The organism is Enterobacter sp. BNK-8, from assembly GCF_048685095.1.
Lineage (GTDB): Bacteria > Pseudomonadota > Gammaproteobacteria > Enterobacterales > Enterobacteriaceae > Enterobacter > Enterobacter quasiroggenkampii.
Genome location: NZ_JBLQTN010000001.1, coordinates 2,872,610 through 2,888,070 on the forward strand (window position 1 = coordinate 2,872,610; position 15,461 = coordinate 2,888,070).

Here is a 15,461-nt window from a genome sequence, read left to right on the forward strand (position 1 = left end):
CATTTGATCAATCAATACCATTCGAAGGGAATCACACTTAATGAAACCTAAGCTGTATTCGTACGTGCGTTTTTCATCTGTGAAACAACGGGAAGGTAACTCCCTGGAACGTCAGCAAGATACCGCTCTAAAAATTGCGGCCCGTTATAATCTCGAACTTGATACAACGGCTTTCCACGATCTCGGCATGTCCGCGTTCAAAGGAAAAAATGCTCATGAAGGGAAGCTATCGGAGTTCATCAAGCAGATTGGGGTTAAAGTTCCCGTTGGTTCGTGGCTAGTAGTCGAAAATCTTGACCGCATTAGTCGTGATGATGCCTGGACCGCTTTGGATATATTCAAGAGCATACTTAGCAAGGGGATAGTTGTTGTTACTGGCATGGATGAAAAGGTCTATAAGTACGCGGACGTAAAGAATAATCCAACCGATTTAATCATTTCATTGTTGATGTTCACACGCGCCCACGACGAATCGTTGACAAAAAAGAATCGGGTTGAAGCCCAAGCCCGTTCACTGATACGGCACAACCTGACAAGAGAAGCGGGAACGCCAGCAAAAGCAATAGAATCAGTGGGTCAGAATGTCTGGTGGGTAGATACAAAATCAGGATACGTTACCCCACACTCAATGTATTTTGCAGCAGCGCAAAAGATTATAGAGCTGAAACAAAACGGTGAAACTCTTCTTGGAATCCAAAGATATCTTAACGAACATTACCCGGCCCCTAAAAAGAGGGTTTATAAAGACCAGACAGGTCAAGCACTGACGCCCAAAACGGAACAATGGGGCAAGCATTTAATTCGAACCTTCTTGAACCCTACTGTTTATGGACAAAAAGTCTTTACGCTGGATAAGCGCGATGAATCAGGTGTCGTGATATACGATCCGGATTCAGAAGAACCATTGAAAGAAATATTCATTATTCCTGATTACTACCCGGCCCTGATTTCAGAAATAGACTATATGACTCTATCAAAACTGGACCGACACCGAGCGGTTACTAGAAGCTCCTCAAAATACCCAGAGGGCAACCCTGAACCCGAAATCCCGTTACTATCAGGAATTGGAATTCTTTTCTGTGGGAAATGTGGATCTTTTATGTTCAAATCAGGTTCAACCGAAAATAAATACCGTTATATCTGTGGCTCAAAAATTGTTCAGGGTAAACCTTGCGGTAAAAAAGGGTTTACGGCATACCAGCTTGAGCACACTGTTTTGCAACTAATTGCTGATCACGTCTGGAACAACCACCAAGAAGATAAAACGGCATGGTATGAATCTGAGATTGAAAAGATCTCAGAATCTATTGATAAGCTTCTGAAACTGGCAACTTTAACGGATAGCCTCGAAGAGCTTGCAGAACAGATTAATCTGAATAAACATAATAAAGCGAAGCTTGAGAGAGAATTTCATCAGTACAAAATCAACCGTTCAGAAATTCAAACTACGGGCTGGCAACAATTCCGAAAATTTGATGTGCATGATACAAAGAACCCTAACCGTAAGCAGATCAGACTAAAGGTAAAGCAAGCTATCAGACGCATTGATTGTTACGATATTGATGGGCGTCATGGTCATTTCGAAGTAACCTTCGCGGACGAGACAAAGCAAAGAATCGTGATTAAGTTCAATCGCAACCGATCACCTGGAGTTTCGTATGTAGAAGCGCAAACAGTCAATGATCATGACTTACTAAAAATGCAAGGACTTGTGCTGCATTCCTTCATTGATGTACTTATTTCTCCTGACAAATTTGCGCAGCATATTCAGGAAAAACACGAAGTCAGCCTTCTTAACCCGACGTATATCACTGAGCTAGAAGATGGTATTAGACGCGATGAAGTCAATGGAATAGCTATCAGGGTGGATGGCACTACAAGCAAATCATATGCAACGATAAACGGCATTAAGCATGTGATTAACTCGCTAGAAGACTTAAATAAAATTTCAAACTAAAATCACTCTTACCTATTAGCCAAGGGGAAGCCAATCAACTTCCCCGATAAACCTATACTGGATTCATCTCCCTAGTAATACTGACGTTCCACTTTCAGCAAAAAATGGTTTTTCATGGGGATGCTATCATATAATTGATGAAGGCATGAATAATTTTACTATATTTTAATCCATGGCGGGCAGGCCTATACTCAGGCTATTTATTTCGTGTTAATGCAGTATTCCATGCTTTCAATATGGTAAATCATTTCTTCAATCTTGATTAGCTCTAAACGTTCACTTTCAGGATCAATTTCGGTCTCGATTAAATCAGCAACGTAAACAGGCTCTGTTACGTCTAAATCTTCCGGTGCTTGCTCCACTACCTGTACGGCTTCTATTGCGTCCAAAATGTCCTCTGGGGCGTATTGGTACGGTTCATCAATAATCGCTGCTTCTGGGGCTGCTGAATCGGTTTTAACTAACTGGCCTTTCATAGCGTCGCCACGGGCTTTCATTGGCTTCGTATCTTCGAACGCGATTAGGAATTCATTTGCGGTATCGCCCGAAACCTTTTTCCACATACCAAGGAAGTAATCTTGTCGAGCGTTCACGCATGAATGCTTTTTCTCAACGATAATGTCTGCGGAAAGCATCAGGACCGAGCCGCAATTGTTCCCACGGCGACGGAAGCAAACACCCAGAGCGGGTTTATTCATCTTGCTATTCTGGGTGTAGAAGCAACGGTAAGCATCACCCAGCGCCATTGAATTAACTTGCTTGATGAATTTTGGGAAAGCCTGCCGGATCGCTTTATCGTAAAGACCGCTAATACGAAGAGCTCTCTTTAAATCCTCTATGGACTCCGCAACATACGCAATAGGAGAAAGTGGGGAATTTTGGTCATGCTTTGAATATTTTGTGTTAGTGCGTTTCATGCGTCCATCATAAAAAAAGTACTGAATAAAGTTCATATAACTATCTGTTTTTCCTAAAGTTGAATTCGATTCTTCTGATTGTATTCTGTTAGTACAGAGGGCTTTTTGTCTGGGTTAAGTTCAACGATTTAACGAACGCTAATCCGAATATATCCATCGAACAATACAAAGTTTCTTATGAAATGCATGATTCTTTCGGTAATTCATTTTTTACCTTCAGTATCAATGGCAAGCCATTTGGAAGCCAATATGACAAGATCATCTCCTGATAGCTTTCTTGGTCTCATTTAATACTCCCTGGCTGCAAAACTTTATTATTAGCTTCCTATAAGTTGTCAATGCTAACAAGTTTTTTTATCACATATCTATTTAGAGCGTCATTTTTCACGCGCTCAAAGAAACAGTTCAAGTATAATTCAATTTAGTGTCCAATCCCTTAATTGTATAAAAAAAGAAATTTATGACTTTTATTTAGTCAATAAAAAGTGTTTCTCACTACATGGTTTAGTGTTGACTTGGAATACTCACAAACAAGCACTTCTCCAAAGCTAATCAATGAACTCTCAACAGCTCTTTTGGTAACGCTCTAATCAACTGAGCGTTCAGCAAATAGATCGGGGAAGTTGGTTATCTCGCTTTGCTGGTATCTCTATTTTAGTTAGAGAAGGGATAACCTGAACAGGGTTTCTCACCCAAGTAAACCTCAGAAATTAATGAATTAAATACCTTACAGAAGTCGTTACAACAACTTCAAGGGCGTAAGCACCGAAGGGCGAAGCCCGAAGGGATTTCGAGCGTAGCGAAGAAATCTAGTGAATGAATCCAATCGTTCAATGATCTAATAACGGTCAATAGCGCTTCGCGCACTCGCTTCGCTCGTAGTTTTTTGAAGTGACCTTTATCCTTGTAACATGGTTATCATTGTTATTTTTACTATATAGAAGGGAACTCAAACCCTGTTACAGCAAGGGTTTACAGCCTCCTAGATCGACAAAACTCAGTAATAGAATGCGGTTTTCAGCCCCCCTAGATCGACAACCCCGCCCCCTTTCCACCAACGCCTTCTAAAAGACAAAACACACTAAAAGCCAGCGCTATTGGTGGAAAGACATTGTGACCCAAGCAGTTGCCTCCTCAATCGCATAGAACACTTCTGTTTGCGCTATGCACGAGACCCGGGGCTGGATTATCAGGTAGATATACCTTTATGCAAAGAGGATTGTGGGTTTGCCTAGTTGAGCCTGAAATCTTTCTCAACACGACCAGCAAAGAGGAGTTTTCCATCCCACGCATGCAATCCCAAAAAACTTAAAACGCTTGAATAACATATACTTAATCTTAATCCCTGTAACTTTCGGTATATCTATTGAATCAATCGATCGTTTTTATAGATCAATTTCTCGATATTGATAGATTTTACAGATCGATGTAAGATCATGATTCTTCAGTAGGTGTTTCTCGTAAGCAAGACTCACGGAACGAGTGCTCTGCCCCCCCGATCAAGTGCGAAAGAAAGAAGGTATCCAGAATGACTATCCTTATACAAACGTTAAAAATCATGGCATCAGGCGTTGTTCTCATTTCATGTATGGCTGCCGCATCTAATACCGTCTATTTATTACCAGAGGCAAAATCAGCGGGTGTCGCCAGCAGCGACCAAAAAGCCCTGATGTTTCTCGGGATGGACAGGGATGTAAATCTGAAGGGAATATGCTTCGCGATGGCAAAGCAATCATCATCGATTGTGCCGCTGGTAGATATCACTGCTACAACTAATAGTGGTAGATTCAAAATGCACGGACTACGCCCAAAGAATAACGAGGATACGAAGGAATTAGTCTGTTCACTTGGCTCAGAAGCTGGGGCTTTCTTGACTGGCATTGCGAAGTCAACCACAGTCAACGTGAAGATGGATTTCAATGGCGAGATCCGCATTTATAGTTTCAACACTACAGAGTTCAGGAAAATACTGACTGTCAATGGTCAAGGCGTGTGGGACAAAGCAGCTAAAGAGTATGCTCAGGGAGTTCGCGCACCCATTTTCTATAATAACAACCTTGAAGCCACCAATAACAATACAGCAACCTCAAATGTCGATACACACAGTTATGAAGCAAGCGATGAGAGACTAAATTTGGTCTGGAAAAACCTTAGCCCTGAAACACGAAAACGCTTACTCCCTTCTCAAAGAGAATGGATAAAACAAAAATCCGACTGCAATTACGAGCAGAAATGCCTTATCAACATGACGAACAATCGTATTCGTGAACTGGAATCTGAAAATGAAAAATAAAGCACTGACATTGGTTTTAAAAAATGACTGGATAACTTCGTCTTCTCGTCAAACCTATAATGGAAAATACGTGGTTGGACATTTTCATCTGACAGATAAGTTTATCGTTGAATATATGAATCTGATACATGGAGTCGAAATACCTGATTCATGGATAAGTAGCTGCTTCACTAATATATCAGATACTGATACCCGTAAGGTTATGTATATGGAGGGCTGCGATTTGTTATCTAAACATATAATAAATGAGATCCGTAACGCAGTTAAGTCTCCCACTGATAACGTAAAAACATACCGTAATGGTAAGCATATTGTTAAGATAGAAGTTATGGAAAAGCAAAATGATAGCAGACTCTAAATTTCACTTTAAAAAAACGATTGTAACTGTTGCCATCTCCTTCGGGATTTATATGTTGAACGGTTTAGCAATAACACCAACCCAAGCCAGCACATATGAATCAATACAAGTATCATACAGAGACTCAACTTCTTTGCAACAAAAAGAGCAACTATCCAAACCATCAATAATCGATATACTTCCAAGGGTGTATACTACCGGGGAAGTTTATGCGAAGTTTAAAGAACACGAATTCAGGGCAACGAATGATTTCAAGAAATGTCGCTTGATGGTTACTGGTAAAATTAAAAGCATCGGTACAGTCACTTTCAGTAAAAAACCGTTAGTAACGTTATATATCCCTGATTCGAATGAAGGGATAAAATTCATTTTCGAAAATACGGATTATGATAACGATAAGGTAGCAACGTTAAACTTGGGAGATATAGCAATTATTGCAGGACGGAATGCACGTCCAGGAACATTTGATGGTATTTTTTTAGATCGTTCGCAAATCATGACTAATATGATTTCAAAAAAGAAAAGACAGCTGCTGGCTGTAAATGGTGGCGTCTACGATCGGGAGATTTGCCAGAAGTAACGCTCTATACGATCTTCAAATGCAGGGGCGCCCCCTGCATCACTAATCAAAATATTAACTTATTTAATCAATATATGACCCACTGATTAGGATTAGATAAAAACATATCCGACCAAGAAAATAACAACGTTCAACCATATGTAGTGTCAGCGACGCTGGGGTTTTTATGTGTCGCAAACTGTATCCAATTTTGTAACGCAGCAGAAGCGCTAAATCTTAACACGCTGCCATCCACAGTGAAGATTCCAGTAGTTTACCCAGTCAACATTATCATGGTTGATTAGCCAAATCGATAAAAATTGCACGTAAAAATGAAATCAACCATTAGCAAACTCAAGAAGATCATGCTATTGACTTACACTGCACCAAAGACTTGTCCATAAAAAAATCGGAGATATAACTTTTTATTGCATTGGTTTATTCGCGTGTGGCTGGATCCATGTAGTTGGTGACTCAAGGTTGTAGTCAACGTCATTTCAAGTCAGGGATAGCCTGCTACCCAAATCAAGTGCGAAACGTTTGATTGATAACTTATGTTAACAAAGGATTAACGACAAATGGATAAAGATTGGATTCTTCAACAGAAAGAGACTCGACGTACGTTTTCAAAATCGACTTGGATACCCCTGCGGCAATCCTTGGAGAATGCGCAAGGAGACGTCAAGGAAATCGGCTACATCAATGAGTATTTTGGATGTGGATCAGTTGCATTCCCGCCGCAGAATCGTGAAGTCGCCGAAAGCTTAAGCTGGAGCGAAATAGGAATTGGTACAACCATATCTCCTTACGCATACAAGGATGGGTATTATTCTGCAATTGATGAGTATCAATTTAATGATAAAGACCCGATTGGTATTCACTTAGTACTTGAATTGCCTCAGCCAGTAGTCGGAGGAAGACAGTGGATACTCAATCCTGACCTTGTTGCAGCACTTCGCCTCATTAAAGAGGGAGAACAATGGGTAAGACCTGAAGAAAATTTTGTAGTTGTCGCTCGTGAAGTTATCGATGAAAACGGTGAGCACCGTCTGATCGAAATAAAGAGAGAATTTTTAATCGATTACTTAGCTGCTCGAAATCTGTCGTTACGGCTCTCTTACTACCGTCAACGCATTGAAAATGTAGCTTCACTTGAAACTAGCCAATATGCAAATTTGGTGAGCCACAAAGAACAGCGTGATGGCGGGCAATACGAGTTATTAATCCGCGAAATAAATGATGTATTTGGCGGCAGTTGGGCAATGTTCCGCGCATGGAGAACAGATGTCGACGAAGATGAAGATGCCCCCGTAATGGGGCCAGAAACTGACGAGAACACCGATTATGAAAAATCTCATGGGCGAAAAGGTGGTTATACAGGGGTTCGAGTCGAGGGGGAATTCTGGCGTGATGAGTGGATAGAACATCAAGGAGTAAGCACACGAATAAGAGGAGATTTAGATAAAAATCTACCTTATTTCATTGTTGAAACCGATGGAACTCGTTTAGCATCTGCCGAATTAGATAACGAAGATGTTGGAAGATGGTTGTGGTTTCGCTCCAGTATCGTTAGTGAACTGCTTGCTCTCAGAGGATTTTCACTCAGGTGGTATTCAGCAGAAACTGGAGGAATCATTTCCACTTCAGGGTATTCGATTCACTTCGGTATAAATTCTTCCGATTTGATTACCATTTACGCTTATGACATCGCTCGTCTTCCTGCATGGGAGCAACATATATGGGCTGCCCATAATGTTGTACCGGATGGGAAAGTTTCAGGTGAACTATTAGATTCTCAAGTAAAGTGTCGCCCTGCGTCAACCCACGCTGTGGAAGAGCTATTTTTTGATGTCATTGAGATGCTTGAAAGCGGATTCCGCGGCGTCTTCAACGTTCCGCTTTTTACACATGATATTGATCGCTCTGAGGCTATGAAGCATGTCTCCCGTTTCGCGGTCAAAGATCAAGCGTCCCTTTTGAGGTTAGCAAAAGAGCTTATACGAATTTTTACTGATCGGTTGGACGTACGCGAACTTCGTAAACTTTCAACACACGCGAACAAGGACAAGCTGGGTTCAAATAAACTGCTTGAAGATATCCTTGCTCAAAAAATTGGCCCAGAGAAAGCGCGGAAGGTATTTGGTCCCATAGCAGGAACATACGATATGCGAGTGGGAGATGCTCACCCTACCAGTTCGAAAATTGGAGATGCTTTAAAGCTTGCAGGTATTGATGACAATAATTCCTATTTAAGGCAAGGTGAGCAACTCATATCAAATTTTGGTCAATCAATTTGGTGGATTGGAAAGTTACTGTTTAAAGACACATGAATCATGTAATGTATTCATTAATAAGTATAATTTTTATACTTTATATGTTTTTACCTACCGACTCATTTTGTTCGGAATAAGGCATTAGTGAAGTCGGCTATGAACTTTTAGCCGACTCTCTATCATCTCCTGACATAAGAGTTATTACTCCCCCAAGCCAATATGTATCGATTGGGTATACCTGATAAAGACCATGATACAAAGTCTCAATAGGGTTAAATTTAACTCTATTGACAACAAAACCACGCACCGTATCATATGGGTATCGATTTAATATTCAAAAGAGAACTCATGATGAAAGTCCGTATCTATTGCCGTGCATCTACCGAAGGCCAACATGCTGATCGTGCATTAGTTAGCCTGCGCGAATTTGCGCAATGCAAAAACTGGCAAATAGCCGGAGAATACATTGAGAATGCCAGCGGTGCGAAGCTGGATCGTGTGGAACTAATGCATCTTCTTGAACAAGCACAACCCGGCGATCTACTTCTTATTGAAGCGATTGACCGTCTAAGCCGTCTTAAACATGAAGAATGGGCTGAACTCAAAGCTACGCTGAACAGTAAAGGACTGGTTATTGTATCAATGGATTTGCCAACAAGCTGGCAGATGGTTGAAATGTCCGGTAATGACCTAACCAGCGGTATTCTTCGGGCAGTCAATGCAATGCTGATCGATATCCTTGCGACAATGGCACGACAAGATTATGAAACTCGGCGTAAACGCCAAGCACAGGGTATCGCAAGAGCAAAACTGGCAGGTTTGTATGCGGGGAAAGAAAAAGATATGGAGGCCCGTGAGATCGTTCGCGAGATGCTTGCACAAAACGTAAAACCAGCACATATAATGAAGGCGGCAGATATAAGCCGTGCAACATTTTACCGCATCAAGAAAGAGTTATTAGAACGGGCTGGAACTGATAGTTTCAGCAGACGGAATGCAATCGAATCTGATCATATGCTTTGAGCGTGATGCGAAGGTTAGGAATTTTTATCACAATGGGTGAAGTATTTCGTATATTGCTTTGCCATGATCAGCCTGGAAAGGGTCTAGCTCACATCGAGGAAACATCAAGGATGTCACTAAAACGACGCAAATCTGTGTTTTGTATATTCCCAAAACTTCTTTCGCAATCAGGCACTATTATCATGCCTAAGAGGATCCTATGAGCAATATGCTTACATTTTTTTATTGAAAAAAATTAGTTTCAAAGACCTTTATGTGAATAAATCCCTTTCATGCAAAAATTGTTTGATGGTAGGATCTTGTACACATGTTAATGCTTAACTGGCGAGGGTAGACTTATAAACAAGTTATGGCTTCATCAACTTCTAACTAGACTAGTAGCACAGAGGTCTACCGATTTTGTAGGAATTGGGGTTATTGCTTATCGCACTATCGAGAACTTGCCTGTAGTTCCTTTAGGGTCGCGCCTTAATGCTGATAAAGGCTTACCCATTTCGGGTGCAGACCACGTCTTTAAGGTCCTTGCAATGTTGGCAACTCGTGGAAGCATTATGCATGATGGTTTTCACCTCATTGAGGCAAAAAGCGGAGATCTCACTCATATTGCGCAATTTGTATCTCCTCCTCTCGATGTCGCTCTTGCCAACCCATTAGCTGTTTGGCCGCAAGGTGCTCGTCAGATGACTGCTAAGCTAATATCAACCTTACCACAAGTGGAAGCTGCCGCTATAATATCCGCGGAAGGATATATACACATTTATAAAAATGGTTATGAAGATACAATTGGTGAGCTCCAATGAATAATCTTAGTCTAACTACTGCCGAGTTTGAACGCCTACTAAAAGTATTTGGCTGGCTGCTGGGGCTACTAGGCTTGCTGATTTTTCTTTTCCAATGGTATTACCTCCATCAACCAATACCCTCTGCTGCATGGAAGGCATTCAGCTTATCGCTTGGTCTTTGTGTTTTATTCTTCGGGGTATTTTCAAAATTAGCCTGGCGCTGGCGGCATCTAGCCAAATGGATGAATCGACCACTCGTCCATGGCGTTTGGGTTGGAGAGCTAAGGTCAGACTACGGTGCTATTGACGGAAACCGATTGGTCATTCCTATTTTTTTCGTGATACGACAAACCTATCTAACTCTTTCTATTCAATCTTTTACCGAAAGACAGGAAGGAGAATCCCGACTTGAAGCTCTTTTAAGAAGCTCGAAAACAGACGTGACTAGGCTTTGCTATGTCTTTGAACTAAGGAAAGTTTTTTCAGGCGCACATTCAATAACAAGCGGTGCAGGGGAATTAAAGTTAGCGGGAGATCAATTATCTTTGAACGGAACATATTGGACAAATACACCAACACACGGAGAGATAACTTTAAGACTCGTCACTCGTGACTGTAAAGGTATATCATCCTACAAAGAAGCCGAAAACACACAACGTAAAATTGCTGTATGATAAAATTATCATTTTAAAAAACCTGACTGAATGCTTTTTACTAAACTATCAAATTTTAAAGAGGGAGGCTAACTGCCTCCCTCTATTTTCAAGCTAAAGTACTTGAATGCCTTTGAGCAATTCACTTTCGTTGAGTGCTAATTGCCGTCCAAAATTACCAATGTGCTCATTCATTACTTCATTAACCAAGTTATTAACCACATTAGTTAGCTTCATCAACTCATTTAATGAATTATCATCCTCGAAGATTTTTCTAGTACCATTAGGCACATCCAATTTTTTCGCCTCAATAGGATGCGAACAAAGATAGTTTAACCATCGATGTGTTTCCACCAATACAGCAAGTTCATAATATGCATTATGCCGTAGATTATTTTCATCGGCGTGATACATAATCGATGTTAAATCATAGCTGTTAAGACCAATTTCTGTACCCTCCTCATCTTGGAAGTCAGACTTTATGGTCTTCAGTAAGCGTATGCTTTTACGCAAGCCACCATTAGAACGATCACATTTACTCTCAATTCGCTTTATATGTACAAATGGGGAGTTATAAATTCGTTTACGCTCATCTCTTTGAAGAATCATTACCCCACGGTCGCTCTCTTCCTGACTTAACTGATAGTCAATATTATCCCACCAGATTGCGGGTACTACATCTACTTCCCGTTGTAATGAGCCACCTGTAATTCTCAAAGATTTATTATTTTCATCATCAACGTATGCTTCTGGAAATGCTTTTCTTAGTTCATCGCGTGCTGTATTGCGTAATGTGAGTATAACATCATCTTCTTTCTTAGATGTGGGTGTATATAGACTCTGTCTAACCCCATCACGATCATACATTAGCATCTGCTTATCAATAACAAGCAAATCAACATCACTGAAACCCTTGATATGAATATCTAAAGCAACAGAGCCTTGCAGACGAAAGTCAAGATTATATTCACTCAGTCTTTTTTCAAGCTGGTTTTCAATCCGCTTTGCGGTATTAAGTGATACCTCAGTATATTGAGTTTCGACAGATTGCATAGCACCTATGACGTAACGTGTCGCGTTATCTCCCCTGCCACGATGCTCCCATTCTTCCTGAGAGGAAAGTACATTTGCTAATATGTCATAACTCTCAAGACCATCCATTGCAACACCACTATAAGACTCCATCGCAACCTTAACTTGTTCCGGGGAGCCCTTGCGGCGTTTTTTCATCCGCTGAATGCGGTCACTGAAAGTTGAACTAGACATTAGCGATCCTCTTGATTGTCATGGTGCCATAAGTAGCTCGGCCTTGAGCGTTGAAATAATGCCCTTCAGCCGTTAATAAATCTTCATCAAACCAGAATTCAGCAAATCCTATATGTGCATGAAGGTGCTCTTCGCCCATTTTTGGGTGGTTTTTATAGTGGTATAGCAACTGATAACCAATGCATTCATCGTAAATTATCGATGCAGTAACACTATCAGATTGCGATTGAGCAGTTTTGAGAACAATCCGGACCTTATCCCATGACTGTACGATTGTTAGCACACCTTCCCAAGGCTTACCCCCCTCCGTTTTTGTTAAGCCTTGAACTTGCCACTTACCTGAGAGGTCAGGCACGCGCAGAGCTCTGCCTACTAACGGCGCTCTCCATAGGGATTTGTCCAGTAATTTATAGAGAATTAAGTAAATGGTTCCAGCCCCACCAAGTGATAGGAGAGAAGGAGGGATATGGCTGTCGAAGTTGAAATGCTTAAGCATCTCGGCCACTTTCAACATTGAAAAGATTATAAAAGCAGACAAAGTTGAGGCAACGATCGCAAGCAATCTGCCAACCTGACTACGATTAAGTCCACATATGACAATATACTCATGACTCTTCATTCAACTCTATCCATCACATCCCACGTACTAGTGAGGTTTAAACGTGAAAAAGCCAAACCAGCTGAAGCATAAAGACTGACAAACTATAGAAGTACAACTTTTAACCAAAAAGCCTAAGACACTAGATATAGAGCCAGTGTAAAATTAATTATCGATATACTGTGTTTACAACTAAGATCTTATCGTTTTTTTAATTCAAAACAAAGCAAAAAAGCGGCAGCGCATGCAATAAACGACTTAGCACTCGCAGTTGACTGAGCCCGCCCCGATAGACAGTCCTGCCCTACAGTAGTTTATAAGCGTATACCTACAAAGTGGCAGTGGGGCAAGTTTCATCTTCGAGTTTGATTAGGTATGTCATCGCATCTGTTCGATTCGTTGAACACATATCCAAAGAGGGTTGCAGGCTACTACAAACTTTAGGACGAAGATGGGATCCAAAAATGTTACATAAATTATCATTAGATAGCTGAACACACCTTACATTTGCTGGTTTCCCTTGCGGCATACCAGGGATAGGGCTGGATATTGAAGGAGCGATGCAACAGGCCCCACAATCGATTCGGCATTCCATCAGGACATCTCAGATTCTTTGTATTCGAATAAAACATTAACACATTGTCAGAATCAGGGCGACAGTATGTAACTAAGAACTATTCCGCATAAAATTCGCGATTGTCCTCTCATATGGATTAATGCTCATTTAAAAATCTCAAGCGTATGCAGTAAAATCCATCAGTTAGATCGCCCTAGCGTAAGATGAATTCTGCCCCTCGCTTTACCAGGAGTTATAATGAGCTTTCATATCAAGAAAAGCATTCGCGTTGGACCGATGAGATTTAACCTATCTAAATCAGGAGTCGGGGCATCAATTGGTATAAAAGGACTGAGGTTTGGGACTGGCCCAAGAGGAAATTATATCCACATCGGTGCTGGTGGAGTCTATTATCGTGCTTCGCTTTCACCAAGCCTGGTCCCACAGAACAGAAAGAAGGTTCAACATGTACCAGACGAGTCCCCAATAGGACATGACACTACACATGCACCTCTTGAGGAAATCGAGTCATCCCATATCTCAGAAATCGTTGATTCAAGTTCACGAGAACTGCTTGAAGAGTTGAACAACAAACGTAAGAAGTCACAAATATGGCCCTTGATCCTCTGCCTTTCGATTGCGCTGTTACTTTACGGTTTTTCACAGGCATGGCCTGAGTGGTGCCTCGCCATAGGTTTTATCTTAGGGGCAGCAATTTCTGTTTTTGCTTACATGTACGATCAGCTAAGAAAGACTACTGTTCTTTTTTATGACTTTGATGATCAAATGATGGCATGTTACCAGCAACTTCATGATAGTGGAGCTAAGCTCGCAAGCTGCTCAAAAGTATGGCATATAGAAGCTTCTGGAGCCGTTTATGACCCCAAGTATCATGCCGGGGCTGGTAACTTATTACGCAGAAAAATAACCTCTATCAGCAAATCAAAGCCTCCCTTTGTTAAAACAAATATTGAGACGATTGCTATCAATGTCGGCCGTCAAACATTACATTTTTTTCCAGATAGAGTACTCGTTTATGACCGTGAAGGTGTTGGCGCTGTTGGTTATAACCAGCTATTCGTTAATGTTGGTGACAGTCGATTCATTGAAAGCGAAGGTGTACCTGGAGATGCCATAGTCGTTGGCAGGACATGGAAGTATGTGAACAAGTCTGGAGGCCCAGACAGAAGATTTAAAGACAATTCAGAACTTCCTATATGCTTGTATGAAAACCTTTCGTTTACAAGTCATTCTGGACTAAATGAGTTATTACAGCTGTCGAAAACTGGCTATGGAGAAAGCTTTTCACATTCAATTGAAACACTTAGCAAAAAAGTCATTTCTACTTAGCTATGACATTTTTAAACTGTGAATAATTGACTATTAGGCTTGCCCTCGGGCATTCCTGGAATGGGGCTTGAAATGGACGGTGCAGTACAGCACGCGCCACAATCGGGACGGCAATCCATAAATGCTCTCTTTCGCTGGCGAATGCCCGTACAGTCGGGTATCGCGCGCACAGTAACACCTTTTGCGTATTGATAGCAAAAGCCACGAATTCCTCTTGCCTGAAAGGCCGCGCGCGAGTAATTTGGCGCGATATTTTTTACCTCCCGTAAACAGGATTACTGCAATGCCAAGAGCGAACGAAATTAAGAAAGGTATGGTACTGAATTACAACGGCAAACTGCTGATTGTGAAAGATATCGATATTCAGGCACCAAGCGCCCGTGGTGCAGCTACGCTGTACAAAATGCGTTTCGCCGATGTGCGTACCGGCCTGAAGGTGGAAGAGCGCTTTAAAGGTGACGATATCGTCGATACCGTCACCCTGACCCGTCGCTATGTTGATTTCTCCTATATCGACGGCAACGAATATGTGTTCATGGACAAAGAAGATTACACCCCGTATATCTTCACCAAAGATCAGATTGAAGAAGAGCTGCTGTTCATCCCGGAAGGCGGTATGCCAGACATGCAGGTTCTGACCTGGGACGGCGTGTTGTTGGCGCTGGAACTGCCTCAGACGGTCGATCTGGAAATCGTTGAAACGGCACCTGGCATCAAAGGCGCATCCGCAAGTGCCCGCAACAAACCGGCGACCCTGACGACCGGCCTGGTTGTGCAGGTACCGGAATACCTCTCTGCTGGCGAGAAGATCCGCATCCATATTGAAGAAAAACGCTATATGGGCCGCGCTGACTGATTGCGGCATTTATCGGGTGG

General features: G+C 41.6%; 14 protein-coding genes and 1 pseudogene. 10 read left to right on the forward strand and 5 right to left on the reverse strand.

The genetic code is table 11. The features are described from left to right. Window positions 1-40: 40 nt before the first annotated feature. On the forward strand, window positions 41-1,957 hold the full coding sequence (locus ACMGGU_RS13925; protein ID WP_338627819.1) for a recombinase family protein: 1,917 nt from the start codon (window positions 41-43) through the stop codon (window positions 1,955-1,957). A 200-nt stretch (window positions 1,958-2,157) separates the two neighbouring features. On the opposite strand, the gene ACMGGU_RS13930 is transcribed toward ACMGGU_RS13925, so the two are convergent. Continuing rightward, on the reverse strand, window positions 2,158-2,910 hold the full coding sequence (locus ACMGGU_RS13930; protein ID WP_420300659.1) for a hypothetical protein: 753 nt from the start codon (window positions 2,908-2,910) through the stop codon (window positions 2,158-2,160). 1,492 nt (window positions 2,911-4,402) lie between these two features. Between ACMGGU_RS13930 and ACMGGU_RS13935 the strand changes: the two genes are divergently transcribed. The 7 genes from ACMGGU_RS13935 to ACMGGU_RS13965 all read left to right on the forward strand — a co-directional run bounded on the left by ACMGGU_RS13935 (window position 4,403) and on the right by ACMGGU_RS13965 (window position 10,836). After that, on the forward strand, window positions 4,403-5,167 hold the full coding sequence (locus ACMGGU_RS13935) for a lysozyme inhibitor LprI family protein (RefSeq protein WP_420300660.1): 765 nt from the start codon (window positions 4,403-4,405) through the stop codon (window positions 5,165-5,167). Next, on the forward strand, window positions 5,157-5,525 hold the full coding sequence (locus ACMGGU_RS13940) for a hypothetical protein (protein WP_338627822.1): 369 nt from the start codon (window positions 5,157-5,159) through the stop codon (window positions 5,523-5,525). Before ACMGGU_RS13935 ends, ACMGGU_RS13940 begins: the two co-directional genes overlap by 11 nt. Then, a complete protein-coding gene (locus ACMGGU_RS13945) occupies window positions 5,509-6,105 on the forward strand; it encodes a hypothetical protein (RefSeq protein ID WP_338627823.1) in 597 nt (198 codons plus the stop codon). Before ACMGGU_RS13940 ends, ACMGGU_RS13945 begins: the two co-directional genes overlap by 17 nt. A 557-nt stretch (window positions 6,106-6,662) precedes the next feature. Continuing rightward, window positions 6,663-8,414, forward strand: coding sequence for a hypothetical protein (locus tag ACMGGU_RS13950; protein WP_338627824.1), 1,752 nt, complete (start codon window positions 6,663-6,665; stop codon window positions 8,412-8,414). A gap of 294 nt (window positions 8,415-8,708) precedes the next feature. Beyond that, the gene (locus ACMGGU_RS13955; protein ID WP_338628662.1) at window positions 8,709-9,380 is read left to right on the forward strand and encodes a recombinase family protein; all 672 of its coding nucleotides are present in this window, start codon (window positions 8,709-8,711) and stop codon (window positions 9,378-9,380) included. A 527-nt stretch (window positions 9,381-9,907) separates the two neighbouring features. Then, the gene (locus ACMGGU_RS13960; protein ID WP_420300661.1) at window positions 9,908-10,180 is read left to right on the forward strand and encodes a hypothetical protein; all 273 of its coding nucleotides are present in this window, start codon (window positions 9,908-9,910) and stop codon (window positions 10,178-10,180) included. Continuing rightward, window positions 10,177-10,836 (forward strand): hypothetical protein, encoded by a 660-nt coding sequence (locus ACMGGU_RS13965; protein WP_338627825.1) that lies wholly within the window; start codon window positions 10,177-10,179, stop codon window positions 10,834-10,836. The genes ACMGGU_RS13960 and ACMGGU_RS13965 overlap by 4 nt, the downstream gene beginning before the upstream one ends. A 93-nt stretch (window positions 10,837-10,929) precedes the next feature. On the opposite strand, the gene ACMGGU_RS13970 is transcribed toward ACMGGU_RS13965, so the two are convergent. The 3 genes from ACMGGU_RS13970 to ACMGGU_RS13980 all read right to left on the reverse strand — a co-directional run bounded on the left by ACMGGU_RS13970 (window position 10,930) and on the right by ACMGGU_RS13980 (window position 13,274). Continuing rightward, entirely contained in the window at window positions 10,930-12,081 is a 1,152-nt protein-coding gene (locus ACMGGU_RS13970) for a hypothetical protein (protein ID WP_420300662.1), read from the reverse strand. Then, complete coding sequence (locus ACMGGU_RS13975) at window positions 12,074-12,700, reverse strand: hypothetical protein (RefSeq protein WP_338627827.1); 627 nt, start codon at window positions 12,698-12,700, stop codon at window positions 12,074-12,076. Before ACMGGU_RS13975 ends, ACMGGU_RS13970 begins: the two co-directional genes overlap by 8 nt. A gap of 307 nt (window positions 12,701-13,007) precedes the next feature. Next, entirely contained in the window at window positions 13,008-13,274 is a 267-nt protein-coding gene (locus ACMGGU_RS13980) for a YkgJ family cysteine cluster protein (RefSeq protein WP_072059494.1), read from the reverse strand. A 219-nt stretch (window positions 13,275-13,493) separates the two neighbouring features. Between ACMGGU_RS13980 and ACMGGU_RS13985 the strand changes: the two genes are divergently transcribed. Continuing rightward, window positions 13,494-14,585, forward strand: coding sequence for a DUF4236 domain-containing protein (locus ACMGGU_RS13985; protein WP_338627828.1), 1,092 nt, complete (start codon window positions 13,494-13,496; stop codon window positions 14,583-14,585). Between the two features lie 35 nt (window positions 14,586-14,620). Here the strand turns inward: ACMGGU_RS13985 and ACMGGU_RS13990 are convergent. Beyond that, window positions 14,621-14,704 (reverse strand): annotated as a pseudogene (locus ACMGGU_RS13990) (YkgJ family cysteine cluster protein); the annotation flags it as partial. Window positions 14,705-14,868: 164 nt separating this feature from the next. Here ACMGGU_RS13990 and yeiP point away from each other — a divergent pair. Continuing rightward, the gene (gene yeiP, locus ACMGGU_RS13995) at window positions 14,869-15,441 is read left to right on the forward strand and encodes an elongation factor P-like protein YeiP (RefSeq protein WP_008500940.1); all 573 of its coding nucleotides are present in this window, start codon (window positions 14,869-14,871) and stop codon (window positions 15,439-15,441) included. Window positions 15,442-15,461: the final 20 nt, after the last annotated feature.